Raw genomic sequence first — 26476 nt, forward strand, 5'->3', positions numbered from 1 at the left:
ATGTCACATTGTTCCTGTCATGATAAACCGCAGCACAGTTTGCTGCCTGCGGCGTACCGCATCCTCAGTATTACTCGCCACACGCCGCTGGAGTGGAATTTCCGCGTGGCCGTCGATTTTCCCGCGCACTGGGGGCAATTTGTTGAGGTGTCGCTGCCGCGCGTCGGCGAAGCGCCCATCTCCGTTTCCGACTACGGCGACGGCTGGATAGATCTGCTGATTCGTAATCTCGGAAAAGTGACCAGCGCCCTCTTTACGCTGAAAGAAGGCGACAACGTGTGGCTACGCGGCTGCTATGGCAATGGCTATCCGGTCGATACGCTGCGCCATAAGCCCTTACTGGTTGTCGCAGGCGGTACGGGCGTCGCGCCGGTGAAAGGCTTAATGCGCTATTTCGTTGAGAATCCCCAGGAAATTGGTCAACTGGATATGATTCTCGGCTATAAAAATCGCGATTGCGTGCTGTACAAAGAAGAAATGGCGACGTGGCGCGGCAAACATAATCTGGTGCTCACGCTGGATGAAGGCGAGGCTGATGACCGTTACCAGATTGGTCGGGTGACCGATCGGCTTGCCGACATGACGCTTAGCGATATCGACACCATGCAGGCCATCGTCGTTGGGCCGCCAATAATGATTACCTTTACCGTAAAAATGCTGCTGCAAAAAGGGCTCAAGCCGGAGCAAATCTGGGTGGACTACGAACGCCGGATGGCCTGCTCCGTCGGGAAGTGCGGCCACTGCCGTATGGGCGAAGTGTATGTCTGCACCGACGGCCCGATATTTAACTACGCCGTCGCGCAACGTTTTGCCGATTAAGGAGAACATCATGAGCATTGATATTGATATCATTAAAGCCCGTGCGAAAAACGAATATCGCCTGTCAAAAGTGCGCGGCGAAGCCATGATCAGCGTCCGCATTCCCGGCGGTATTTTGCCCGCGCATTTGCTAACGGTGGCGCGTGACATCGCCGAAACCTGGGGCAACGGACAAATTCACCTCACTACCCGCCAGAAGCTGGCGATGCCGGGTATCCGTTACGAAGATATCGACAACGTGAACGCCGCGCTGGAGCCGTTTCTTCGCGAGATTGAAATAGAACTGTGCGACGTCCAGGTTGAGGATACCAAAGCGGGCTATCTCGCTATTGGCGGGCGAAATATTGTCGCCTGTCAGGGGAACCGCATTTGCCAGAAAGCCAACACTGACACGACCGGTCTGTCCCGTCGTCTTGAAAAACTGGTCTATCCCAGCCCTTATCATCTCAAAACGGTCATCGTCGGCTGCCCGAATGATTGCGCGAAGGCGTCAATGGCCGATCTGGGGATTATTGGCGTGGCGAAAATGCGCTTCACTGCCGATCGCTGTATCGGCTGCGGCGCCTGCGTGAAAGCCTGTAGTCACCACGCGGTAGGCTGCCTGGCGCTGAAGAACGGCAAAGCGGTCAAAGAAGAGTCCGCCTGTATCGGCTGCGGCGAGTGCGTGCTGGCCTGTCCGACGCTGGCCTGGCAACGTAAGCCGGATCAGCTCTGGCAAGTCCGTCTGGGCGGACGCACCAGTAAAAAGACGCCGCGCGTCGGCAAGCTCTTCCTCAACTGGGTGACCGAAGATGTGATAAAGCAGGTGATCGTTAACCTGTATGAATTTGAAAAAGAGATGCTCGGCGGAAAACCGATCTATCTACATATGGGCCATCTGATCGACAAAGGCGGCTATCTGCGTTTTAAAGAACGGGTACTGCGCGACGTTCAGCTCAATCCGGAAGCGATGGTCGCCGAACGCATTTACTGGGCCAAAGACGAATCCGTCGCGCGGATGCATCTCAAACCCGCCGGGCACTAATCAACCACGCCATGGCCGCAACCCGCCCACAGGCTGCGGCACGTTAAACCACATGACCAGCGCCGCGACAAACAATATTACCCCTCCGGCCAGCGCCAGCGTTGACCAGCCTACCTGCCGCCATAACGCCGGCGCTTTGTTTCCACTGAGTTTCACCGCCAGAGCACGAAAAGTGTGTACCAGCAGCGCCAGCGAGGTAATCGTTAGCGAGGTTCCCGCCGCCATTGCCAGTACCGACGCCATTCCCCAGCTAAAAACGCCAATCACTTTACTGAATAACAGCACCATTATCGCGCCGGAACAGGGCCGCATCCCCATAGACAGTACGATCATGAGTCGCGCGCGCCAGTCATCGCCGCTATGCAATTGTTCCTGCGTCGGTAGATGCTGATGTCCGCAGCCGCATTTTTCATGGTGAACATGGCGCGGCGTAAAAGCGATAAAGACAGGTTTACGTAGCAGCGCGCGTAACCTTTTTATGGCCCGCCAGCACAGCAAGATGCCCAGCCCGCCAACTAACGCATAGCTCCCCTTTTCCAGCCAGAAACCGCTCAGATGGAGCTGCCTGGCCGGAAGTTGCAATACGGTCAGCACGCCCACCACCAACCCGATAGCCACGAACCCCTGTAATAACGCGGCGGCGAGGGTTAACACGATACTTGATTTCAGCTTCGAAGGATGCGTCGCCAGCCATGTCGCGATCACCACTTTGCCGTGTCCCGGCCCCAGCGCATGAAGCACGCCATACATAAAACTCAGCAGAAGCAACGATCCGCCCGCCCGCTCAGGATGCGTCGCCACCGCATTAAGCAGCGCGCTCAACTGCTGATTTACGTCCCGCTGCCAAAGAGCGCTTTTCAACATCACCTGCGGCCAGGCCTGCCATATCCACAGACCGCCAACCAGCATCAGCAGCAGGAATAACGCCAATGGCCACAGCGAGAGCCAGCGTCGCCCCGGAGTGCGTTGAGAAAAAATTACTGACATTGCAAGGTCACCGTTTGGGCAAACTGTTTACCTAAATCCATATCCTCCGGCGGCGCGTCCTCTTTATCCAGCGACTGGGCGAAACGTAGCGTCTCTTCGCCGGGCGCAGGAGTATAAACCTGAATCCGACACTTTTCGCGCAGCGGTTCCGGCATCGTGATATCGCTGTCCTGGTCATAATGCATATCGACATAATAAGAGGGATCAAACGTTGAAAAGGTATAAGTCTGTCCGCTTAACGGCTGCGGTTCAGCCAGCGGTAGCGTAAAGGTCAATACCGCCTGATGCGCGTCACGCGTCATACCGTATTCTGTCGGCCTGTTTTTAAACTTCACTTTCGCGCCATTGCGCCACACTTCTGTAAAGTAGTGCTGCCCAAGTACGTTAGCCATCACTTCCGCCGCCAACTTTTTCCATATTTCTGACCCCGGTGCCGCGTTTCCGGCGTCATACAGCAGATCTGCGGACGTCAGCGCGTCCATTGTCCAGCGCATTTTTAACGCCACAAATTGCTCATTTTCACTGACCACCTGCGTTTGCAGACGGATGAAGCTGTGCGGATGCGCCGCCGCCACGAAAGATAAAACGGCAAGAAATAGTGTTAAGGCGCTGCGTTTCACTGGCTTCATCTGTTCCTCGCGATAAAAATTCTGTGACGTTCCTCAGCATTCCTGGCCTAAAAGCACGCTTATCACATTTTTCACGCGCAAACTTTAGCTATCCTTACCAGACAAACTAACGGGAGACCTGACAGATGATGCCGACAATTGCCCCACCATCTGTACTTTCCGCTCCCCAGCGCCGCTGTCAGGTATTGCTGACGCTTTTCCAGCCGGAGCCAATTGCCACGGTGGAAATCTTCAGCGCGCTTAATGGCGTTGATGATGATACTGCCCGTGAGGATATCACTGAGACAAGCCTGGAGATCCAGCGCTATCATCGCCTTGCCATCACAACATGCCAGAACGGTTGCTATCGGATCGAAGGTACAGCACTCGATCAGCGCCTTTGCCTTTTACACTGGCTCAGGCGCGGCCTGCGTTTATGCCCGACCTTCGTCACGCAACAGTTTACCCCGGCCTTAAAAAACGCGCTAAAACAGCGCGGTATCGCGCGTCCGCTGTATGATGATATTAATCTTCACGCGCTCATCAATCTGTGCGCCCGCCGGTTGCAAAAACCATTTGAACATCGCGACGTGCAGTTCCTGCGTCTCTTTTTACAGTATTGTCTGCTACAACACCATGCCGGCATCACCCCGGAGTTCAACCCTGTACAGCAGATTTGGGCGCAGTCGTGCGCGGAATATCCACTCGCCCAGGAAATTGGTCGTCACTGGCAGCGCCACGTGATGCAGGCCGCACCGCTCAATGAAGCGCTGTTTATGGCGTTACTGTTTTCAATGATTCGCCTCCCCGACCCGATTCGCGACACGCATCAACGGGCGCAGCAACTGCGACTGGAGGTGGCGCGGCTGGTGCTGCGCTTTCGAGAAAAAGGGAACGTACGCTTCAGCGACGAACAAGGGCTTAACGATCAGCTCTATGTCCATCTCGCCCAGGCGCTGAACCGAAGTTTATTCACGATTGGCATCGATAATACGCTTCCGGAAGAGTTCAACCGTCTTTATCCGCGTCTGGTTCGCACCACACGTGAGGCGCTCGCCGGGTTTGAAGCCGAATATGGTATCCACTTTTCCGAGGAAGAGACGGGGCTGGTGGCAGTGATTTTCGGCGCCTGGCTGATGCAGGATAACGATTTGCATGAGAGACAGATCGTATTGTTAGCGGATAAAAATGATGCGCTGGAGACGCATATTGAGCAGCAACTGCGTGAACTGACCCTATTGCCGCTGAATATCAGACGGATATCGCTCCAAGCGTTTCAAAAAGAGGGATGCCCGCGCGGCGTAGCGCTGATTGTTACCCCTTACGCCACGCCGCTACCGCTCTTCTCACCGCCATTAATTCATGCGGATCGCGCCCTCACAGAGCACCAACAGCAGCAGATCCGCAAGATCCTGGAATCATGACGCGGCAACCACTTTGGGCCGAAGGAAGATAGCGGGCAATGCCACCAGCGCCATAATCCAGAATACGCCGCCGCCCAGATGTTGATACAGAAAACCGGCAAATACTGTCATAATCGCGATGCTGCCGCCCATCGCCACAGCGGAATAGACGGCCTGCAAGCGAATCACCTCGCTTCCCTGACGCGCAGCGATATAGCGCATGGCGGCCAGATGGCAAACGGTAAACGTGCCACAGTGCAGGATTTGTATCACAATCAGCCACGGCAACGCCGTACTCCAGCCCATCAGTCCCCAGCGTACCACGCCGCACACAGCGGAAAGCAACAGCAAGTCGCGGGCGCTAAACCGGCGGAATAGCTTTTTACTCAGGGCAAAAATGATCACTTCCGCCACCACGCCCAACGACCATAAATAGCCGACCGCCGATGCTGAATAGCCAGCCCCCTGCCAGTAGATGGCGCTAAAACCGTAGTAGGCGGCGTGCGCCCCTTGCAGCAAACAGACGCAGGCGAGAAAACGCCAACTTTGTGCCACCAGCGTACGCCAGGCGGGCCAGCCTGCGCTCTCCTGCTGACGGCTTTCCCCTTGCGGCGGCACGCTGGGACGTAACAACATACCCAGCAACATCGAGGCGACGCCGAGCGTCAGTAGCGCCAGAATCGCCTGGTAATCGTATAAACTCACCAGCTTACCGGTCAGCGCCGACCCTATCACGAAGGCGATGGCCCCCCACAGCCGCACCCGACCATAGTCCAGGGTAATTTGCTTTTGCCAGGTATTGGCCAGCGCATCGGTCAGCGGCACCAGTGGTGAAAAGAAGAGGTTAAACCCAACCATCACCACCATTAGCCACGCGACATGCGTTCCTGCCCAAAATGCCAGCGCAAATACCAGCGTCAGCAATGCCAGTACGCGCAGCGCGGAGATCAACCGCGAAGGATCGCTTACGCGAGGCGCAATGAGCAGACTACCGAGAAAACGCGCGACCAGACCCACGCCCAGCAGAAGACCGATGGTTTCCGGCGTTAGCCCAAGACCTTTGAGCCAGACGCTCCAGAAGGGCAGAAAAATACCGTAACTAAAGAAGTAGGTGAAATAACTGAGCGCCAGCCAGCGCGTGGAATGCAATGCCATGATTCCCTCCCGTTTGGAGGCGATAGTCTGGCGGTAAACGGTTGCGCTGGCAAGGGTAACATAAGGTTAACAGGCGGAGGGAGAAGTTCAAACGGCAACGCCGCCGGATAATGACTTCCGGCGGCGTCACGTTATGGCGCATAAGTAATGCCCGACAGACGCAGCGCCATCGGGCCATTTACACAACACAAACGCTTACGCGTAAACCGGGAAGCGGGCGCAGATATCCAGCACTTTCGCTTTCACGCGTTCAATGGTGGCTTCATCATTGATGTTGTCCAGCACGTCACACATCCAGCCAGCCAGCTCTTTCACTTCCGCTTCTTTGAAGCCGCGACGAGTAACCGCCGGAGAACCAATACGGATACCGGAGGTCACGAACGGGCTCTTCGGATCGTTCGGCACGCTGTTTTTGTTCACGGTGATGTTAGCACGGCCCAGCGCGGCGTCAGCTTCTTTACCGGTCAGGTTTTTATCCACCAGGTCCAGCAGGAACAGGTGGTTCTCAGTGCCGCCAGACACCACTTTGTAGCCGCGGTTCAGGAACACTTCCACCATCGCTTTGGCGTTTTTCGCCACCTGCTGCTGGTAAACTTTGAACTCCGGCTCCATCGCTTCTTTCAGCGCTACCGCTTTACCCGCGATCACGTGCATCAGCGGGCCGCCCTGCGCGCTTGGGAACACGGCGGAGTTCAGTTTTTTGTACAGCTCTTCATCGCCGCCCTTCGCCAGGATCAGGCCGCCGCGCGGACCCGCCAGGGTTTTGTGGGTGGTGGTGGTGACAACGTGAGCGTGCGGAACCGGGTTCGGGTAAACGCCTGCGGCAATCAGGCCCGCCACGTGCGCCATGTCGACAAACAGGTATGCGCCGATGCTGTCAGCGATTTCACGCATTTTTGCCCAGTCAACCACGCCGGAGTAGGCAGAGAAGCCACCGATAATCATCTTCGGCTTGTGCTCTTTGGCCAGCTTCGCCATCTCGTCATAGTCAATTTTACCGGACTCATCGATACCGTAAGGTACGATGTTGTACAGTTTACCGGAGAAGTTAACCGGGGAGCCGTGAGTCAGGTGGCCGCCCTGCGCCAGGTTCATACCCAGAACGGTATCGCCCGGCTGCAGCAGCGCGGTGTAAACAGCGAAGTTAGCCTGAGAACCGGAGTGCGGCTGCACGTTAGCGTAGTCGGCGCCGAACAGTTCTTTCGCGCGGTCGATAGCCAGCTGCTCTACGACATCAACGTATTCGCAACCGCCGTAGTAGCGCTTGCCCGGATATCCTTCAGCGTATTTGTTGGTCAGCTGAGACCCCTGCGCCTGCATCACGCGCGGGCTGGTGTAGTTTTCGGAGGCGATCAGTTCGATGTGCTCTTCCTGACGTACTTTTTCCTGCTCCATAGCCTGCCACAATTCGGCATCATAATCGGCAATGTTCATTTCACGCTTTAACATCCGCATCTCCTGACTCAGCTAACAATAAAATTTGTGCCTGAAAAGGCAGTCCGTGGGACTTCGGCCAACAGTATAACCGAATCATTCTTCGATAACAGGTCTTGACAAAGGTTTTTACGCAAACGATTACCTATGCGTCAGATAAGGGTTTCCTGAACGAGAGCCTGACGAATTTCAACGGATTTCTTTTCAGCTTTGTGATGCAGATTTTTCACGTTGTTACCTCCATAACGTAAAGCAGAGAAGATCCATTTACAATGCAAGGGTATTTTTATAAGATGCATTTGATATACATCATTAGATTTTCACATAAAGGAAGCACGTATGCTTGACGCACAAACCATCGCTACAGTAAAGGCCACCATTCCCCTGCTGGTTGAAACAGGACCGAAACTGACCGCCCACTTCTACGACCGTATGTTTACGCATAACCCGGAGCTCAAAGAAATCTTCAATATGAGCAACCAGCGTAACGGTGATCAGCGCGAAGCCCTGTTTAATGCTATCGCGGCCTACGCCAGCAATATCGAAAATTTACCGGCGTTGCTGCCGGCGGTAGAAAAAATCGCGCAGAAGCACACCAGCTTCCAGATTAAGCCGGAGCAGTACAACATCGTCGGGACGCATCTGCTGGCGACGCTGGATGAAATGTTCAACCCGGGCCAGGAAGTGCTGGACGCATGGGGTAAAGCCTATGGCGTACTGGCTAACGTCTTTATTCATCGGGAAGCCGAGATTTATCACGAGAACGCCAGCAAAGACGGCGGCTGGGAAGGCACGCGCCCCTTCCGCATCGTTGCGAAAACCCCGCGTAGCGCACTGATCACCAGCTTTGAGTTTGAACCGGTCGACGGCGGTACGGTGGCGGAATACCGTCCCGGGCAGTATCTGGGCGTCTGGCTGAAGCCGGAAGGTTTTGCGCATCAGGAGATCCGCCAATATTCACTGACCCGTAAACCCGATGGCAAAGGGTACCGTATTGCCGTGAAGCGTGAAGACGGCGGCCAGGTATCAAACTGGTTACACCATCACGCCAGCGTAGGCGATGTGGTGCATCTGGCTGCGCCGGCAGGTGACTTCTTTATGAATGTCGCCGCTGATACCCCCGTTTCGCTGATTTCCGCTGGCGTCGGCCAGACGCCGATGTTGGCGATGCTCGATACGCTGGCGAAAGAACAGCATACCGCGCAGGTGAACTGGTTCCACGCGGCGGAGAACGGCGACGTCCATGCGTTTGCCGACGAAGTGAGCGAGCTGGGCCGTACACTGCCGCGTTTCACTGCCCATACCTGGTACCGCGAGCCAACCGAGGCCGATCGCGCCCAACGCGTCTTTGACAGCGAAGGGCTGATGGATTTAAGCCAACTGGAAGCCGCGATCAGCGATCCGGCAATGCAGTTCTATCTTTGCGGCCCGGTAGGCTTTATGCAGTTTGCCGCAAAACAACTGGTTTCACTTGGCGTGAATAACGAAAACATTCATTACGAATGCTTCGGCCCGCATAAGGTGCTGTAATTGCAAGAAATCCGCTGAAAAAACGGGCGTTATCGTTAAGGCGAACGCCCGTTTTCCTCCCCGTTCTCCTGCTTATTGCGCTGCTTTTTATGCCTTTCTTTTACAAAAAAGGGGAATAAAAAAAGTCTGTGCAAATCGTGTTATTATTAACGTTTGACTTAGCTCGTTAGGGCATCTTTTTATGCAGCAACCTGTTGTACGCATTGGAGAGTGGCTGGTTACACCTTCTGTTAATCAGATCAGTCGTCAGGGACGCCAGATTACTCTTGAACCACGGCTGATCGATCTTCTGATGTATTTTGCGCATCATCCGGATGAAGTGTTAAGCCGGGATAACATTATTGATCATGTCTGGATGCGCACCATCGTGACCAACCATGTTGTCACCCAAAGCATTTCTGAACTACGCAAATCATTAAGAGATGGCGGAGACAGCAATGCTGAATACATCGTTACCGTACCTAAACGCGGCTATAAGCTGACGGCGCCGGTTATCTGGTGCGAAGAAAATAGCGATGAGATCGATAATTTATCAACGTCGCCGCCGCCGCCGATCGCAGCAACGAATGCAGAACCGACAGAGGGGGTTCCTGCCGCTGCGCCTGTGCCGCCCGCCTCTTTGCAAACGCCGACTAAAAAGGCGAAAAAGCCGCGTATCGCCGCTTTCTGGACGTGGGTGATGTTCCTGCTCTCGCTGGCGACGCTGGTGGTGTTTATCGTGATGTCGGTGGTAGATCATAATGCCGCGGTAACAAAAACGCGGTTATTACTTAACCCACGAGATATAGATGTTCGTTTTGAAGGCGGCAATTCCTGTAATAACTGGGTCTCGCAGGAGTCCTACGCCATCGGTCTGGGCGGCTTAATCACCGACCTGCTGAACACCTACTCGACCTTTATGGTGCACGATAAAACCAATTACCGGGTCAATGAGCCAAGCAGCTCCGGTAAGACGTTAACCATTCAGTTTGTCAATCAGCGCCACTATCGGGCGCAGCAGTGCTTTATGTCTGTGGTGCTCATTGATAACGCCGATGGTTCAACCATGCTGGATAAGCGTTATTTCGTCACCAATACTAACCAGTTGTCCATCCAGGATGATCTGTTTAATAGCCTGTCTTTCGTTTTAACACAGCCCTGGCCTAATCGTATGCGAGAACAACTGGCCCTGTTCAGAACGCCGCAAAATACCGCGCTGATGCGTTTTTATGAGGCGCGCCAGCTTATTCTGAGCGGCGATGCGCAGGCGCTAAGTAAAGCCAGCGATATTCTGAATGGCATTATTAAGGAAACGCCTGATTCAACTATGCCTATGAATATAAAGTGCTGGTAGATGTATTACGGCAATCACAACAGCCGTTTGATAAAGAACAAGTGGCTGCGCTGAACGAAGAGTTAAAAAAAATAGATCAAATTCCGGGCGTTGAGAAAACGTCTGTTTATTATAAAATCAAGACCGTTGATCTTTTGGGCAAAGGTGATATCGATGCAGCGTATGAGGAAATCAATAAAAGCATCGAGCTTGAAATGTCGTGGTTTAACTATGTCCTGTTGGGGAAAGTTTACGAAATGAAAGGTGAGAATCGTCTGGCCGCTGATGCCTATCTGACCGCCTTTAATTTACGTCCAGGTGAAAATACGCTGTACTGGATCGAGAACGGCGTATTTCAGACATCCGTTCAGAAAATTGTCCCTTATCTGAATAGTTTTCTGGCAGAAGATTAAATTTAACGCTGAACCATGACAAATAAAAGCGAAAAGATATTAAATTTTTCGCTTTTATTTTGTGAAAAATATGTTGCAAAAAATAGCTTATGTTAATTTTGGCAACATATTCATCGCAAAGAAATGTAAATATAACCCTTTGTAATTAAACAATGTTTATCCTTTCATGATATTTTCCATGATATTTATATGTTAATTCAAAAAAATCAATCTATCAGTTTTTTCATGTTTGTGTTTATTTCACTTTTTCTTTAGGACTTATCTCAACCCATTCGTTAATCTTGTCGACAGTTGAACGGGCACGCAGCATATATGAAGCATAAGCCCGGTTCTTAAAAATACAGCTCAGGAGAAATGAACATGAGTTCTGTCAAAAAGATCGGGCTATTTGCCTGTACTGGCGTCGTTGCCGGTAATATGATGGGGAGCGGGATTGCATTATTACCCGCCAACCTTGCCAGTATTGGTGGCATTGCCATCTGGGGCTGGGTAATTTCTATTATTGGGGCAATGTCGCTGGCTTATGTTTATGCGAGGCTGGCAACCAAAAACCCGCAACAGGGTGGCCCTATCGCTTATGCTGGGGAAATATCTCCGGCGTTTGGTTTCCAGACCGGCGTTCTTTATTATCACGCAAACTGGATTGGTAACTTAGCCATCGGTATTACCGCGGTTTCTTATCTTTCTACGTTCTTCCCGGCATTAAATAATCCAATACCGGCAGGTATTGCCTGTATTGCTATCGTCTGGCTGTTCACCTTTATTAATATGCTGGGCGGGGCCTGGGTCAGCCGCTTGACAACGATTGGCCTGTTTCTGGTGCTGATCCCGGTAGTCTTGACCGCAGTCGCCGGCTGGCATTGGTTCGATATCGCGACCTATCACGCGAACTGGAACACGTCTACGACGACCGACTCTCACGCCATTGTTAAAAGTATTCTGCTCTGCCTGTGGGCGTTCGTTGGCGTTGAGTCTGCCGCCGTCAGCACCGGCATGGTGAAAAACCCGAAACGCACCGTACCGCTGGCAACCATGCTGGGTACCGCGCTGGCAGGCATCATCTATATCGCCGCGACTCAGGTTATCGCCGGGATGTTCCCAGCTTCCGTTATGGCCTCTTCCGGCGCGCCGTTCGCTATCAGTACCTCCACGATTCTGGGTGGCTGGGCTGCGCCGCTGGTTTCCGCCTTTACCGCTTTCGCCTGCCTGACGTCTCTGGGCTCCTGGATGATGCTGGTCGGCCAGGCTGGGGTTCGCGCCGCCAACGACGGCAACTTCCCGAAAATTTACGGTGAAATGGATAAAAACGGTATTCCGAAAAAAGGTCTGCTGTTGGCTGCGGTGAAAATGACGGCGCTGATGATTCTGATCACCATCATGAACTCCAGCGGCGGTAAAGCGTCCGACCTGTTCGGCGAACTGACCGGGATTGCCGTACTGCTTACCATGCTGCCGTACTTCTACTCTTGTGTTGACCTGATTCGTTTCGAAGGGTTCAACATCCGTAACTCGGTAAGCCTGATTTGTTCTGTACTGGGCTGCGCATTTTGCTTCATCGCACTGATGGGCGCCAGCTCCTTCGAACTCTCCGGCACCTTTATCGTCAGTCTGATCATCCTGATGTTCTACGGTCGCAAAATGCACCAGCGCCAGAACAACGACAGCGACAACAATACGGCTGAAGCGCTTTAACCGCTAACTCCTTTTTCTCAAAGCCCCTTTCGTCACCTGCTATAGCGTAGCGGGAGGGGCCCACTTTACCAGGAACAAGACTATGAACGTTATTGCTATCATGAACCACATGGGCGTCTACTTTAAAGAAGAGCCTATTCGTGAACTGCATCGTGCACTGGAAGGTTTAAATTTCCGTATCGTCTATCCAAACGACCGAGAAGACCTGCTGAAGCTGATTGAAAATAACTCCCGCCTTTGCGGCGTCATTTTCGACCGGGATAAATATAACCTTGAGCTTTGCGAAGAGATTAGCAAGCTGAACGAGTATATGCCGCTGTACGCCTTCGCCAACAGCTACTCTACGCTGGACGTCAGCCTCAACGATCTGAGAATGCAGGTTCGCTTCTTTGAATATGCTTTAGGCGCCGCAGCCGATATCGCGGCGAAAATTCGCCAGAATACCGATGAATACATCGACAATATTCTGCCGCCGCTGACAAAAGCGTTGTTCAAATATGTGCGCGAAGGGAAATATACTTTCTGTACGCCTGGCCACATGGGCGGGACCGCTTTCCAGAAAAGCCCCGTCGGCAGCATCTTTTATGATTTCTTCGGCCCGAACACGATGAAATCCGATATTTCGATTTCCGTTTCTGAACTGGGTTCACTGCTGGACCACTCCGGCCCGCATAAAGAAGCGGAAGAGTATATCGCCCGCGTCTTTAACGCCGAACGTAGCTACATGGTGACGAACGGCACCTCTACGGCGAACAAAATCGTCGGTATGTACTCCGCGCCGGCAGGCAGCACGGTACTGATTGACCGTAACTGCCATAAATCGCTGACCCATCTGATGATGATGAGCGACATTACGCCGATTTATTTCCGCCCAACCCGTAACGCCTACGGTATTCTTGGCGGTATCCCGCAAAGCGAGTTCCAGCACGCCACTATCGCTAAACGGGTAAAAGAGACGCCTAACGCAACCTGGCCGGTCCATGCTGTTATTACTAACTCAACCTATGACGGTCTGTTGTATAACACTGACTACATCAAGAAAACTCTGGATGTGAAGTCCATTCATTTTGACTCCGCCTGGGTGCCTTATACCAATTTCTCCCCTATTTATCAGGGTAAATGCGGTATGAGCGGCGACCGTGTGGAAGGCAAAATCATTTATGAAACCCAGTCCACGCATAAACTGCTGGCGGCGTTTTCACAGGCATCCATGATTCATGTTAAAGGCGACATTAACGAAGAAACCTTTAACGAAGCCTACATGATGCATACCACCACTTCTCCGCACTACGGTATCGTAGCGTCTACTGAAACCGCAGCGGCGATGATGAAAGGTAATGCGGGTAAACGCCTGATTAACGGCTCTATTGAACGTGCGATTAAATTCCGTAAAGAAATTAAACGCCTGAAAAGCGAATCTGACGGCTGGTTCTTTGACGTATGGCAGCCGGAACATATCGATGGAGCTGAGTGCTGGCCGCTGCGTTCAGATAGCGCATGGCATGGCTTCAAAAATATCGATAACGAACACATGTACTTCGACCCGATCAAAGTCACTATCCTGACGCCGGGGATGAAGAAAGACGGTACGATGGATGAATTCGGTATTCCGGCAAGTCTGGTCGCCAAATATCTCGATGAACGCGGCATCATCGTAGAAAAAACCGGTCCATACAACCTGCTGTTCCTGTTCAGCATTGGTATCGACAAAACCAAAGCTCTGAGCCTGCTGCGCGCGCTCACTGAATTTAAACGCGCCTTTGACCTGAATCTGCGCGTCAAAAACATTCTGCCGGCACTGTACCGCGAAGCGCCTGAGTTTTATGAAAATATGCGCATCCAGGAACTGGCGCAGAATATTCATAAACTGGTCGAACACCATAATCTGCCGGACTTAATGTACCGTGCGTTTGAAGTGCTGCCGAAAATGGTGATGACGCCGTATACTGCGTTCCAGAAAGAACTGCATGGCGAAACGGAAGAGGTGTATCTTGAAGAGATGGTTGGACGCGTCAACGCCAACATGATCCTTCCTTACCCTCCGGGAGTGCCGCTGGTGATGCCTGGTGAAATGATCACCGAGGAAAGCCGTCCGGTACTGGAATTCCTGCAAATGCTGTGCGAAATCGGCGCCCACTATCCGGGCTTCGAAACAGATATCCACGGCGCCTATCGTCAGGCAGACGGACGTTACACCGTTAAAGTGCTGAAAGAAAATACGAAATAAGTACCAAAGGGAAGTGGCTTGCCACTTCCCTTTTTTCACGCAGCAAGGAGACTTTATGAAAACACCCTCACAACCGCGCGCGATTTTTTACATCGTGGCGATTCAAATTTGGGAATACTTCAGCTTTTACGGCATGCGTGCCTTACTCATCCTTTATCTTACCCACCAGCTTGGTTTTAATGACAGCCACGCGATCAACCTCTTCAGCGCCTACGCCTCTTTAGTTTACGTTACCCCTATTCTTGGCGGCTGGCTTGCCGACCGCCTGCTTGGCAACCGCGTGGCGGTTATCACCGGCGCCTTATTGATGACGCTGGGTCATGTGGTATTGGGCTTAGAATCTGATTCAACGCTGAGTTTATATGCGGCGCTGGCCATTATTATCTGCGGCTACGGCTTGTTTAAATCCAATATTAGCTGTCTGCTGGGCGAACTTTACGCCCCTGATGACAACCGCCGCGACGGAGGATTCTCGCTGCTCTACGCCGCCGGAAATATTGGATCGATAGCCGCGCCGATCGCCTGTGGTCTGGCGGCGCAGTGGTATGGCTGGCATGTCGGCTTTGCGCTGGCGGGCGTGGGAATGTTCATCGGCCTGCTCATCTTTTTAAGCGGTCATCGCCACTTTCAGCAGACGCGCGGTGTTAATCGCCCCGCGCTGCGGGCGGTTAAATTCGCCCTTCCAACCTGGGGTTGGCTGGTATTAATGCTGTGTATCGCGCCGGTATTCTTCACCCTCCTGCTGGAAAATAACTGGTCTGGCTATGTGCTGGCCATTGTCTGCGTCTTCGCGGCGCAACTTATCGCCCGTATTATGGTTAAATTTCCCGAACACCGTCGCGCCTTGTGGCAAATCGTTCTGTTAATGATCACCGGCACTCTCTTCTGGGTTCTGGCGCAGCAGGGCGGAAGTTCGATCAGTTTATTCATCGACCGTTTTGTCAACCGCCACTGGCTAAACATGACCGTCCCCACCGCATTGTTCCAGTCGGTCAATGCGATTGCGGTGATGGCGGCGGGCGTGGTGCTGGCGTGGCTGAGCAGCCCGAAAGAGAGCGCCCGCTCGGTGCTGCGCGTCTGGCTTAAATTTGCCGTGGGGCTGGTATTAATGGGCGGCGGTTTTATGCTGCTGGCGCTAAACGCGCATCAGGCCCGGTTAGATGGGCAGGCATCAATGGGAATGATGATCGCAGGGCTGGCGCTGATGGGCTTTGCGGAGCTGTTTATTGATCCGGTCGCGATGGCGCAAATTACCCGCCTCAACCTGCCTGGCGTCACGGGCGTACTAACCGGTATTTATATGCTGGCGACCGGCGCGGTCGCTAACTGGCTGGCTGGCGTCGTCGCGCAACAAACCACGGAATCGCAAATTAGTGATACGGCGGTAGCCGCCTACGGACACTTTTTCTCGCAAATGGGCGAGTGGACGCTAAGTTGCGTGGCGCTGATCGTCGCCATTGTCGGCCTGAGATGGGTTTGCACCCGGACAACATCGGCGCTACCGCAGGGCGATTAAACGGTGGTTCGCTGCCCACAAGGAGGGGACGGGCAGCGAATCGGCACATCAGATAGCCGCGTCGTCTTCTTCGCCAGTACGGATACGAATAACGCGGGCGACATCAAAGACAAAGATCTTACCGTCGCCGATTTTCCCCGTCTGCGCGGTACGAATGATGGTATCAACACAGGTATCCACGATGTCGTCAGGCACAACGATTTCAATTTTTACCTTCGGCAGAAAATCCACCATATATTCCGCGCCGCGATACAGCTCGGTGTGGCCTTTTTGACGGCCAAAGCCTTTGACTTCAGTGACCGTCATGCCGGTAATACCTACCTCGGCCAGCGCTTCACGGACATCGTCCAGCTTGAAGGGTTTAATAATCGCATCAATCTTTTTCATGCTATTCCTTGAAAAGGTCGCCTGTGTTTTGATCGGTTAAACGTAACATATTTCGCGCTACTTTACGGCATGAAAACTACTCTTTGAAATCATTCGCATCCAGTTCGTGACGGGAGAGTAGCTTATAGAATTCCGTGCGGTTGCGCCCCGCCATCCTTGCCGCGTGCGTCACGTTACCTTTGGTAATTTGCAGTAACTTGCGCAGATAGTTCAGTTCAAATTGGTTTCGCGCTTCGGCAAAGGTGGGCAGCGCGGTGTTTTCGCCTTCCAGCGCCTGTTCGACCAACGCATCGCTGATCACCGGCGAAGAGGTTAACGCCACGCATTGTTCAATGACGTTGACCAGTTGGCGCACGTTGCCCGGCCAGCTTGCCGTCATCAGCCGTTTCATTGCATCAGTAGAAAAGGCGCGAACAAACGGTTTATGCCGCTGTGCCGACTGTCTGAGCAGATGATTAGCCAGCAGCGGAATATCCTCGGTACGCTCCGCCAGCGCCGGAATTTTCAGGCTCACGACATTCAGCCGGTAGTACAAATCTTCACGAAATTCGCCCCGCGCCATCGCCTTCGGCAGATCGCGGTGCGTCGCGGAAATAATTCGCACGTCGATATCAATATCGCGATTGCTGCCCAGCGGCCTGACTTTGCGCTCCTGTAACACCCGCAGCAGCTTCACCTGTAACGGCGCGGGCATATCGCCAATTTCATCCAGAAACAGCGTGCCGCCTTCCGCCGCCTGGAACAACCCTTCACGATTGCTCACTGCGCCGGTAAAGGCGCCGCGCGCATGGCCGAATAATTCGGACTCCAGCAACTGTTCCGGTAACGCGCCGCAGTTGATGGCGACAAACGGCTTGTTATTGCGCGGGCTGGCATTATGAATCGCCTGTGCGAAAATCTCTTTCCCGGTGCCGCTTTGTCCGTTAATCAATACGCTGACATCCGACTGCGCGACCATGCGCGCCTGTTCAAGCAGTCGCAGCATCAGCGGGCTACGGGTAACGATAGCGTTGCGCCAGCTATCGTCCGTCGCGGGAGCGGACTGCTCCAGCGCTTCATCTATCGCTTTATATAACGCGTCTCTGTCGATCGGCTTCGTCAAAAAGCTGAATACGCCCTTCTGGGTAGCGGCCACCGCATCCGGAATAGAACCATGCGCCGTCAGAATAATAACCGGCATTCCCGGCTGTACTTTCTGAATTTCTGTGAACAGTTGCATACCATCCATTTCGTCCATGCGCAGGTCGCTTATTACCAGATCCACTTTTTCCCGATGCAGTACCCGTAGTCCTTCCTGGCCGCTCTCTGCGGTCACGACGCTGTATCCTTCACTGGTCAGGCGCATACCGAGCAATTTCAGTAATCCGGGATCGTCATCGACCAGCAGCAGGTGCGCCGGTTTACGGCTTATCATGGCGTTACCTCATCTTGTGACGGCGACGGCGCCGCGCCATCTTCAGACGTCGCGGGTTTGTCATTCGTATGCGGCGTATCGGCGTTGTAATTCCCTGCCGGTTTTCGTGTCGAAAGCTGGCGCTCAATATCGGTTAAACTCTCCAGCTTACGGGTGGTAAGATCGAGCTGCGTTTGCAAGGCCTGTTGCTGCTGGCGCAGCGCATCCAGCTCACTATCTGACGTTTGCTGGAGTTTGCTATAACGCTGACGTTCGGCAGAAAGCGCCAGTTGCAGCGCCTGACCGTCATGCCAGATTTGGTAGACGGGCCGTACCTGAGCCGGTATTTGCGCGCTTAACGCCTCCAGACGGGTCACTATGGCGCGCCGCTCCGGCGGCGTAATTTTTGCATCCGCCAGTAAAATCCCGCGCCTGAAGGCATTTTGCCAGTTATCATCCGTCAACGCGCGCGCCTCTGCGCGCGACTGAACCGGCATCAGACGATCGGCGCAGTCAATCGTGCGTAGCCAGTACAGCGGATTCGTCTCCACCGCCTGCCCGCGTAGCGACCAGATATCCGCGCACGCCGTCGGGAGATAATCCGCCAGTTGATAATGGGGGAGCGTGTCCTGCGCTGCGCTACCGGGCAGTTGCTGTGAAGCATGGGGAACACATGCTGTCAGCGCCAGACACGATATGCCCACCGGTATTCCCCACCGCAAAAGGCATCGTTTAATAGTTTGGACGAAAACGTGTGACACACGCACCAGGCTTAAATTCATATTAGTGTTTGTCAGATGCAGGCAATGGCAGCGAGATGCGAAAACAAACTTCCTGCGCTTTGTCATCCACCAGTTGGATCTCTCCCTGCATTCGACGAATACAATCTCTGGCGATACTCAGCCCTAACCCACTGCCTTTTACCGCCCCTTTTCGCTGGTGGCTTCCCTGGAAAAAAGGCTCAAAAATCATTTCTCTTTCGGTTTGCGGAATCGGTTCGCCGCTATTAACCACATCGATATAAACCGTGGAGCCCTGAGAGCGACTACGGATACAAATGTTACCGGATTCAGCGCCATAGTGCACCGCGTTGGAATAGAGATTATCCAGCACGCTCATCAGCAACATGGGCTCTGCTATGCAGCGTTCGGCCTCCAGGTCGACATCGGTATGCATCATTTTAGCGCGGGCAGGCAAACTGTGGGCGGAAACCACCATATCCACAAGCGGCGCGATATCGACCGCTTCCAGCTCTGTGGCACTGTCTACCAGTTTCCGGTTGTAATCAAGCAATTGCTCAATCAATTTTTGTAAATTACGACTGCTGTCATCCAGAATATCGACCACCTCTTTTTGCTCCGGCGTCAGCGGCCCAACCACCTGATCGGCCAGCAGCTCTGTCCCCTCGCGCATACTGGCCAGCGGGGTTTTCAGCTCATGGGACAGGTGACGTAGAAATTGATGGCGCTGGGATTCCAGCCACGCCAGACGCTCACTCAGCCAGATAATGCGCTGCCCCACCGATCGTAATTCACGCGGACCGGTAAAGGTGACGGTATTCCCCAAAGAACGGCCTTCGCCCAGGCGATTAATCATCCGTTCAATTCCTTTCACCGGCCCGATAATCATGCGGGTAAAAAGTAGCACCATCGCCAGACTCACCAGAAATAGTACCAGCGTCTGCCAGCCGAAAAATTGTCCGCGCTCGGCGATTTCTTGTTGTAACTGCTGCCCACGCGAATAAACCACAGTACGCGTCGCCTGCACCATTTCCGTATTCGCGTTGGCAAAGGCCTCCAGACGCGCGGCCGCTGCCGCTTCCGGGCCGCTATCTTTACACTGCAATTGCGCCAGCGCGTTTAAATCCTGGCGTAACGCCTGATACAACTTATCATCCGGCAAGACGCCGGCATGGGCGTCCAGCATATCGCTATAGCGCTTACGCTGGCTTTGATACACTTTTGCCAGCGTCGGATCGTCAAGCACGCAATACTGTCGGTAGCTTCGCTCCATCTCCAGCGCGACGTTGGTCATCGCCTCGCTGCGCCGGGCGTCAATAAGCGTGCTGCGGTTAGTCACCGCAGCCTGATCGCTTAATGCGTTAAGGCTTTGCCACGCCTGCCAGGCCAGAACCAGCAACGGCAGCAGGATCAGCAAAAAAGCCAGCATGACCAATTGTCGTAAAGAACGGGGGAAAACAGACCAGCGCTTCAACGTGTCGCTCACATAAAAGAAGAATAAAAAAGATGCTAACCGAGGGAAGCGCCAGATACAACAAAGCCGGGCTAAACCCGGCTTTGTTATGGAATAAGGCGGTGCCTAACTCGACGTTTCGCCCGGAGGTTGATAAAGCTACGCTATTATCAGAAGTTGGACGGCAGGCACCTTGTTGTGCGTCATTCGAAGTTTATGTAGCGCGTCCCTAAGGGGCTGACATAAGAAGGTGAATGAGCCACTGGTTATCATTATGCAGTAATTGTGCCAACATTCAAAAGACTTTGTTAACACAATGATAGATATGAAAAATATCGTTATTCATGCTAAAAATGGCTCTGTCTGTTTTTTGCCCTTTCTGTCGCCAATCAGCAACACCTGCAACACCTAAAAATAAAACAATTTAAAATCAAATAGTTAAATGTCTCTTTTTGGCGACAACCTATCCCCCACTCATGTCGGGATTTCCCGACACTTTAATCTTGCGGCATAAGCACTAGTTTATTGCCGGATGACGGCGTAAACGCCTTATCCGGCCTACCGCTTGACGTTCAAGACGGTAGCTTCAACCGCGCTTCCCCGTGGGCCTGATAAGCGCCGTCTACAAAAAAGCCCCTCGTGAAGAGGGGCTTTATGGCTATCGGGCTAATTAACCAAGCTGCTTACGCGCATTACGGAAGATACGCATCCACGGGCTATCCTCGCCCCAGTTTTCCGGGTGCCAGGAGTTGGCGACGGTGCGGAATACGCGTTCCGGATGCGGCATCATAATCGTCACCCGACCATTTTCGGTCGTCACCGCCGTGATGCCGTTCGGCGAACCGTTCGGGTTAGCCGGATAGGTTTCGGTCACCTTACCAAAGTTATCAACGTAGCGCAGGGCGACCAGGCCTTTGCTCTCAAGCGCGGCAAGATGCGCATCGTCCCGCACCTCAACGCGCCCTTCCCCATGGGAAACCGCAATCGGCATCTGTGAGCCTACCATTCCTTGCAGCAGCAGCGATGGGCTTTGCGTCACTTCTACCAGGCTGAAGCGGGCTTCGAAGCGGTCAGAATGGTTACGTACAAAACGCGGCCACAGTTCGCTGCCCGGGATCAGCTCGCGCAGATTCGACATCATCTGGCAACCGTTGCACACCCCAAGCGCCAGCGTCTGCGGACGATGGAAAAAGGTTTCGAATTCGTCGCGCACCCGAGGGTTAAACAGAATGGATTTCGCCCAACCTTCGCCCGCCCCCAGCACGTCGCCGTAGGAAAAGCCGCCGCAAGCCACCAGCGCATGGAAGTTGCCCAGACCGATACGACCGCCCAGCAGGTCGCTCATATGGACGTCAATCGCGTCAAAGCCCGCACGATGGAACGCCGCCGCCATCTCCACGTGAGAGTTCACCCCCTGCTCGCGCAGTACAGCGACTTTCGGTCGTGCGCCTGTCGCAATGTACGGCGCGGCGATATCTTCATTAATATCAAACGACAGCTTCACGTTGAGGCCCGGATCGGCATCATTCGCTTTCGCCTCATGTTCCTGATCAGCACATTGCGGATTGTCGCGCAGACGCTGCATCTGCCAGGTGGTTTCCGCCCACCAGACACGCAGCGTAGTGCGGCTTTCGCTGAATACCGTCTGGTCATTAGCGGTAATCACAAAGCGATCGCCAGCCAGGGCCTGACCAAGGTAGTGGACGCAGTCAGCAAGGCCGTACTGCGCCAACAGCGCTTCGACCGCCTCTCTGTCTTCAGCGCGTACCTGAATCACGCCGCCCAGCTCCTCGTTGAACAGTGCGGCCAGATGGTCATCGCCCAGCGCGGCGATATCGACCTGCACGCCGCAGTGGCCGGCAAAGGCCATCTCGGCCAGCGTCACCAGCAGACCGCCGTCGGAACGGTCGTGCCAGGCCAGTAATTTACGCGCAGCGACCAGCGCCTGCATGGCGTCATAGAAGCCTTTCAGTTGCGCGACGTCACGCACGTCCGCGGGTTTGTCGCCAAGCTGACGATAGACCTGCGCCAGGGCCGTTGCGCCCAGCGCGTTGTGGCCCTTGCCAAGATCGATCAGCAGCAAGGCGTTATCTTCCGTTGACAGCTGCGGCGTAAGGGTGTGACGCACGTCCTCCACGCGAGCAAACGCGGAAATCACCAGCGACAGCGGCGAGGTCATTTCGCGCTGTTCGTTGCCTTCCTGCCAGCGGGTTTTCATCGACATCGAATCTTTGCCCACCGGAATCGTCAGGCCAAGCTGCGGACAGAGTTCCTCTCCCACCGCTTTAACCGCGTCATACAAACCGGCATCTTCGCCAGGATGACCGGCTGCCGCCATCCAGTTAGCGGAAAGCTTAATGCGCTTGATATCGCCAATCTGCGTCGCGGCAATGTTAGTCAACGCTTCACCGACGGCCAGACGGGCGGAGGCGGCAAAGTCCAGCAGCGCCACCGGCGCGCGCTCGCCAATCGACATCGCTTCGCCGTAGTAGCTGTCGAGGCTGGCGGTAGTGACCGCGCAGTCAGCCACCGGAACCTGCCACGGGCCAACCATCTGGTCACGCGCCACCATACCGGTGACGGTACGGTCGCCAATAGTGACAAGGAAGGTTTTTTCCGCCACGGTCGGCAGATGCAGAACACGATTTACCGCGTCGGCAATCGTGATATCCGCGCGGTTCAGCGCATCGCCTTTCGCCTTCAATGTTTGCACATCGCGGGTCATTTTCGGCGTTTTGCCCAGCAGGACATCCAGCGGCAGGTCGATCGGCTGATTGTCGAAATGGTTATCATGCAACGAGAGATGCTGTTCTTCGGTAGCATCGCCAATGACCGCATACGGCGCGCGTTCGCGCTTACACAGTTCGTCGAACAGCGGCAACTGGTCAGCCGCGACCGCCAGTACGTAGCGCTCCTGGGATTCGTTACACCAGATTTCCAGCGGGCTCATGCCCGGCTCGTCGCTAAGAATGTCGCGCAGTTCGAATTTCCCGCCGCGCCCGCCGTCGCTCACCAGCTCCGGCATGGCGTTGGAGAGACCGCCCGCGCCCACATCATGGATAAACAGGATTGGGTTGGCGTCGCCCAACTGCCAGCAGCGGTCGATCACTTCCTGGCAGCGGCGTTCCATTTCCGGGTTGTCGCGCTGAACAGAGGCAAAATCGAGATCCACATCAGACTGGCCGGAAGCCATTGACGATGCCGCGCCGCCGCCGAGGCCGATATTCATCGCCGGGCCGCCAAGGACGATCAGCTTCGCGCCCACGACGATCTCGCCTTTCTGCACGTGATCGGCGCGAATATTACCGATCCCGCCCGCCAGCATGATCGGCTTATGGTAGCCGCGCAGCTCTTCGCCGTTGTGGCTGTTCACTTTATCTTCATAAGTACGGAAGTAACCGGTCAGCGCCGGGCGACCAAATTCGTTGTTAAACGCCGCGCCGCCCAGCGGGCCTTCGGTCATGATATCCAGCGCGGTGACAATACGTTCCGGCTTGCCAAAATCCTCTTCCCACGGCTGTTCAAAGCCCGGAATACGCAGGTTGGAAACGGAGAAGCCTACCAGCCCGGCTTTTGGTTTCGCGCCACGCCCGGTGGCGCCTTCATCACGAATTTCGCCGCCGGAACCGGTCGCCGCCCCCGGCCACGGAGAGATGGCGGTTGGATGGTTATGCGTTTCGACCTTCATCAGAATGTGTGCGGGCTCCTGATGAAAATCGTAACGGCCAGTATTGTGGTCGGCGAAGTAGCGCCCCACCGCAGATCCTTCCATCACCGCGGCATTGTCTTTATAGGCAGAGAGCACATAGTCCGGCGTGGTTTCGAAGGTGTTTTTAATCATTTTAAACAGCGACTTCGGCTGCGGTTTACCGTCGATAATCCAGTCGGCGTTAAAAATCTTGTGGCGGCAGTGCTCGGAGTTCGCCTGGGCGAACATATACAGTTCGATATCGTTCGGGTTGCGCCCCAGTTTGGTAAACGCCTCCTGCAAATAGTCGATTTCATCTTCCGCCAGCGCCAGACCGAGACGCAGGTTGGCGTCAATTAACGCCTGACGGCCTTCTCCCAGCAGATCGACACTGGAAACCGGCGCAGGCTGATGGTGGATAAACAGTTTTTCCGCATCGGTTAAAGAAGAGAACACCGTCTCCATCATACGGTCGTGCAGCTCTGCGGCCACTTGTCGCCACTGTTCCGCCGTCAACGTCGAAGCCTCGATATAGTACGCTACGCCGCGCTCCAGCCGATCAACCTGTTGCAGGCCGCAGTTGTGGGCGATATCCGTTGCTTTTGAAGACCAGGGGGAGATGGTACCAGGACGCGGTGTGACCAACAGGAGTTTACCCGCCGGCGTATGGCTGTTAAGCGCCGGGCCGTATTGTAGCAGACGGGTAAGCTGCGCCTGCTCGCTATCATTTAACGGGGCGTTCAGGTCAGCAAAATGGACATACTCAGCGTATATATTGTGGACCTGGAGGTTGGCAGCCTGAAAGCGCGCCAGCAGTTTATTGATACGGAATGCAGACAGTGCAGGCGAACCACGCAGAATTTCCATCATAAGTCTCTCGTCTTCTAAGCTTCGGTGTGCGCAAGGGGGGAAACGGCCGTCATTATAAAGAATCTGACGCGCCGACGAAACCGTTTGCGTAGAAATAAAATCACCGCTTTTTCTTGTCATACGGTGCGGCTATCGTTGCGAATAAGTTGCCAACTGGCGCATTGTTACGCAAAATGCCGCTCATTAATGACTTATCTATTGCAGCAAAACATCTTTTTCAGCCCGAGGCAACGCACGATCCAGAGAATTAACTAATTGAAAAAATTAAAGATTAATTATCTGTTCATCGGCATATTGACGCTGCTGCTGGCAGCAGCCCTTTGGCCCTCAATCCCCTGGTTCGGTAAAACCGAAAACCATATCGCCGCGATTCAAGCCCGGGGGGTACTGCGCGTCAGTACGATCGACTCGCCATTAACCTATTCCGTTATCAACGGTAAAAAATATGGTCTGGACTATGAACTGGCGCAGCAGTTCGCCAACTATCTCGGCGTGAAGCTGAAAGTGACGGTGCGCCAGAATATCAGCCAGTTGTTTGACGATCTGGATAACGGCAATGCCGACCTGCTCGCGGCAGGGCTGGTCTACGACAGCGCGCGCGTTAAAAACTATCAGCCCGGCCCCATGTATTATTCGGTTTCGCAACAGCTTGTCTACCGGGTCGGACAATATCGCCCACGTTCGCTGGCGACCGTTAACGAGAATCAGCTTACCATTGCGCCAGGGCACGTCGTGGTCAATGATTTACAGCGTTTAAAAGAGACAAAGTTTCCCGACCTGAGCTGGAAAGTGGATGATAAAAAAGGCTCGACGACGCTGCTGGAAGAGGTCATCAGCGGCAAACTGGATTACACCATTGCCGATTCAGTGGCAATCGGTCTGTTTCAGCGCGTCCATCCCGAACTGGCCGTGGCGCTGGATGTCACGGATGAACAGCCCGTGACCTGGTTTAGCCGACTGGACGACAATAATACGCTCTCCGCCGCGCTGCTCGATTTTTTCAATTCGATCAATGAAGACGGGTCGTTGGCGCGGATCGAAGAGAAATATCTGGGGCATGGCGATGATTTCGACTACGTTGATACCCGCTCTTTCCTGCGAGCGGTGGATAACGTCCTGCCGGAGCTGGAACCGTTATTTAAAAAATATGCCAAAGAGATAGACTGGCGCCTGCTGGCGGCGATTTCTTATCAGGAATCACACTGGGACCCGCTGGCGACCTCGCCAACCGGCGTGCGCGGCCTGATGATGCTGACTAAAAATACCGCCCAAAGTCTGGGGCTGACCGACCGTACCGATGCGGAGCAAAGCATCAGCGGCGGCGCTCGCTATCTTGAAGATATGATGGCTAAAGTTCCCGAAACCGTTCCGGAAGACGAGCGTATCTGGTTTGCTTTAGCCGCCTACAATATGGGTTATGCGCACATGCTCGACGCCAGATCGCTGACGGTAAAAACCAAAGGCAATCCGGATAGCTGGACCGATGTGAAGCAGCGTTTGCCGCTATTAAGCCAAAAACCGTATTACAGTAAGCTAACCTACGGTTACGCGCGTGGACATGAGGCTTATGCTTATGTGGAAAATATCCGTAAATACCAGATAAGCTTGGTGGGGTATTTGCAGGAAAAAGAAAAGCAGGAAGCGGAAGCCATGAAACTGGCGCAGGATTACCCGGCGGTGTCGCCGGAGGAGCTGAATAAAGCGCCCTTCCCCCTCCTGTCGTTTTTATCGCAGTCATCAGGCTACCTGACGCATTCGCCGTCTTTACTGTTTACGCCGCAGAAGAAAGAAGAAAAATAGCGCGGTGGTCTTATCGGATGGCGAC

18 protein-coding genes and 1 pseudogene are annotated in these 26476 nt (G+C 54.0%); 10 read left to right on the forward strand and 9 right to left on the reverse strand.

What is annotated here, in order from left to right; genetic code table 11:
• Positions 1–819: an anaerobic sulfite reductase subunit AsrB gene (gene asrB / locus J4685_RS07125; RefSeq protein ID WP_000017582.1), complete on the forward strand. Its 819-nt coding sequence runs from the start codon at positions 1–3 to the stop codon at positions 817–819.
• Between the two features lie 10 nt (positions 820–829).
• Positions 830–1843 carry a sulfite reductase subunit C gene (asrC, locus tag J4685_RS07130; protein WP_000020684.1) on the forward strand — a complete coding sequence of 338 codons (1014 nt, stop codon included), beginning with the start codon at positions 830–832 and terminating at the stop codon, positions 1841–1843.
• On the opposite strand, the gene J4685_RS07135 is transcribed toward asrC, so the two are convergent.
• Together J4685_RS07135 and J4685_RS07140 are read right to left on the reverse strand one after the other, a co-directional pair.
• A complete protein-coding gene (locus tag J4685_RS07135) occupies positions 1844–2830 on the reverse strand; it encodes a nickel/cobalt transporter (RefSeq protein ID WP_000111012.1) in 987 nt (328 codons plus the stop codon).
• Positions 2821–3459 (reverse strand): DUF1007 family protein, encoded by a 639-nt coding sequence (locus J4685_RS07140; RefSeq protein WP_000805728.1) that lies wholly within the window; start codon positions 3457–3459, stop codon positions 2821–2823. Before J4685_RS07140 ends, J4685_RS07135 begins: the two co-directional genes overlap by 10 nt.
• A 125-nt stretch (positions 3460–3584) precedes the next feature.
• Between J4685_RS07140 and csiE the strand changes: the two genes are divergently transcribed.
• Complete coding sequence (gene csiE / locus J4685_RS07145) at positions 3585–4862, forward strand: stationary phase inducible protein CsiE (RefSeq protein ID WP_000982961.1); 1278 nt, start codon at positions 3585–3587, stop codon at positions 4860–4862.
• Here the strand turns inward: csiE and J4685_RS07150 are convergent.
• Both J4685_RS07150 and glyA read right to left on the reverse strand, forming a co-directional pair.
• Positions 4857–5996 carry a 3-phenylpropionate MFS transporter gene (locus J4685_RS07150; protein ID WP_001173724.1) on the reverse strand — a complete coding sequence of 380 codons (1140 nt, stop codon included), beginning with the start codon at positions 5994–5996 and terminating at the stop codon, positions 4857–4859. The genes csiE and J4685_RS07150 overlap by 6 nt on opposite strands.
• Positions 5997–6191: 195 nt before the next feature.
• Entirely contained in the window at positions 6192–7445 is a 1254-nt protein-coding gene (glyA, locus tag J4685_RS07155) for a serine hydroxymethyltransferase (RefSeq protein WP_000919178.1), read from the reverse strand.
• 324 nt (positions 7446–7769) lie between these two features.
• Here glyA and hmpA point away from each other — a divergent pair, with 324 nt between their 5' ends.
• The 5 genes and pseudogenes from hmpA to dtpD all read left to right on the forward strand — a co-directional run bounded on the left by hmpA (position 7770) and on the right by dtpD (position 16120).
• Positions 7770–8960, forward strand: a complete 1191-nt coding sequence (gene hmpA, locus J4685_RS07160) for an NO-inducible flavohemoprotein (RefSeq protein WP_000883148.1) — start codon at positions 7770–7772, stop codon at positions 8958–8960.
• A 181-nt stretch (positions 8961–9141) separates the two neighbouring features.
• Positions 9142–10685, forward strand: a pseudogene (cadC, locus tag J4685_RS07165) (lysine decarboxylation/transport transcriptional activator CadC).
• A 360-nt stretch (positions 10686–11045) separates the two neighbouring features.
• The gene (gene cadB, locus J4685_RS07170; RefSeq protein WP_000100008.1) at positions 11046–12377 is read left to right on the forward strand and encodes a cadaverine/lysine antiporter; all 1332 of its coding nucleotides are present in this window, start codon (positions 11046–11048) and stop codon (positions 12375–12377) included.
• 82 nt (positions 12378–12459) lie between these two features.
• On the forward strand, positions 12460–14604 hold the full coding sequence (gene cadA, locus J4685_RS07175) for a lysine decarboxylase CadA (protein ID WP_001100647.1): 2145 nt from the start codon (positions 12460–12462) through the stop codon (positions 14602–14604).
• A 55-nt stretch (positions 14605–14659) separates the two neighbouring features.
• A complete protein-coding gene (gene dtpD, locus J4685_RS07180) occupies positions 14660–16120 on the forward strand; it encodes a dipeptide permease DtpD (RefSeq protein WP_000856793.1) in 1461 nt (486 codons plus the stop codon).
• 48 nt (positions 16121–16168) lie between these two features.
• Here the strand turns inward: dtpD and glnB are convergent, their stop codons facing one another.
• From glnB to purL, 5 genes are all read right to left on the reverse strand, one after another.
• Entirely contained in the window at positions 16169–16507 is a 339-nt protein-coding gene (glnB, locus tag J4685_RS07185; RefSeq protein ID WP_000717694.1) for a nitrogen regulatory protein P-II, read from the reverse strand.
• 76 nt (positions 16508–16583) lie between these two features.
• A complete protein-coding gene (gene glrR, locus J4685_RS07190; protein WP_024131152.1) occupies positions 16584–17918 on the reverse strand; it encodes a two-component system response regulator GlrR in 1335 nt (444 codons plus the stop codon).
• Entirely contained in the window at positions 17918–18682 is a 765-nt protein-coding gene (qseG, locus tag J4685_RS07195; RefSeq protein ID WP_001054250.1) for a two-component system QseEF-associated lipoprotein QseG, read from the reverse strand. The genes glrR and qseG overlap by 1 nt, the downstream gene beginning before the upstream one ends.
• Before the next feature lies 1 nt (position 18683).
• Positions 18684–20114, reverse strand: coding sequence for a two component system sensor histidine kinase QseE/GlrK (qseE, locus tag J4685_RS07200; RefSeq protein ID WP_122024238.1), 1431 nt, complete (start codon positions 20112–20114; stop codon positions 18684–18686).
• 649 nt (positions 20115–20763) lie between these two features.
• Positions 20764–24651 carry a phosphoribosylformylglycinamidine synthase gene (gene purL / locus J4685_RS07205; protein ID WP_000970025.1) on the reverse strand — a complete coding sequence of 1296 codons (3888 nt, stop codon included), beginning with the start codon at positions 24649–24651 and terminating at the stop codon, positions 20764–20766.
• Positions 24652–24675: 24 nt separating this feature from the next.
• Between purL and J4685_RS07210 the strand changes: the two genes are divergently transcribed.
• Together J4685_RS07210 and mltF are read left to right on the forward strand one after the other, a co-directional pair.
• Positions 24676–24906 carry a hypothetical protein gene (locus J4685_RS07210; RefSeq protein WP_001667158.1) on the forward strand — a complete coding sequence of 77 codons (231 nt, stop codon included), beginning with the start codon at positions 24676–24678 and terminating at the stop codon, positions 24904–24906.
• Positions 24907–26451 (forward strand): membrane-bound lytic murein transglycosylase MltF, encoded by a 1545-nt coding sequence (gene mltF, locus J4685_RS07215; RefSeq protein ID WP_000734245.1) that lies wholly within the window; start codon positions 24907–24909, stop codon positions 26449–26451.
• Positions 26452–26476 lie beyond the last annotated feature (25 nt).

Origin of the sequence: Salmonella sp. 32100201201700099SM, from assembly GCF_017572645.1 — a bacterium.
GTDB classification, from domain to species: domain Bacteria; phylum Pseudomonadota; class Gammaproteobacteria; order Enterobacterales; family Enterobacteriaceae; genus Salmonella; species Salmonella enterica.

What these genes read in the sequence shown, in the direction of transcription:
- J4685_RS07135 (WP_000111012.1), bottom strand. Translation starts at nt 2,830, where the DNA reads ATGTCAGTAATTTTTTCTCAACGCACTCCGGGGCGACGCTGGCTCTCG.
- csiE (WP_000982961.1), top strand. Translation starts at nt 3,585, where the DNA reads ATGATGCCGACAATTGCCCCACCATCTGTACTTTCCGCTCCCCAGCGC.
- J4685_RS07140 (WP_000805728.1), bottom strand. Translation starts at nt 3,459, where the DNA reads ATGAAGCCAGTGAAACGCAGCGCCTTAACACTATTTCTTGCCGTTTTA.
- qseG (WP_001054250.1), bottom strand. Translation starts at nt 18,682, where the DNA reads ATGAATTTAAGCCTGGTGCGTGTGTCACACGTTTTCGTCCAAACTATT.
- dtpD (WP_000856793.1), top strand. Translation starts at nt 14,660, where the DNA reads ATGAAAACACCCTCACAACCGCGCGCGATTTTTTACATCGTGGCGATT.
- J4685_RS07150 (WP_001173724.1), bottom strand. Translation starts at nt 5,996, where the DNA reads ATGGCATTGCATTCCACGCGCTGGCTGGCGCTCAGTTATTTCACCTAC.
- asrC (WP_000020684.1), top strand. Translation starts at nt 830, where the DNA reads ATGAGCATTGATATTGATATCATTAAAGCCCGTGCGAAAAACGAATAT.
- cadB (WP_000100008.1), top strand. Translation starts at nt 11,046, where the DNA reads ATGAGTTCTGTCAAAAAGATCGGGCTATTTGCCTGTACTGGCGTCGTT.
- asrB (WP_000017582.1), top strand. Translation starts at nt 1, where the DNA reads ATGTCACATTGTTCCTGTCATGATAAACCGCAGCACAGTTTGCTGCCT.
- glyA (WP_000919178.1), bottom strand. Translation starts at nt 7,445, where the DNA reads ATGTTAAAGCGTGAAATGAACATTGCCGATTATGATGCCGAATTGTGG.
- glnB (WP_000717694.1), bottom strand. Translation starts at nt 16,507, where the DNA reads ATGAAAAAGATTGATGCGATTATTAAACCCTTCAAGCTGGACGATGTC.
- purL (WP_000970025.1), bottom strand. Translation starts at nt 24,651, where the DNA reads ATGATGGAAATTCTGCGTGGTTCGCCTGCACTGTCTGCATTCCGTATC.
- cadA (WP_001100647.1), top strand. Translation starts at nt 12,460, where the DNA reads ATGAACGTTATTGCTATCATGAACCACATGGGCGTCTACTTTAAAGAA.
- hmpA (WP_000883148.1), top strand. Translation starts at nt 7,770, where the DNA reads ATGCTTGACGCACAAACCATCGCTACAGTAAAGGCCACCATTCCCCTG.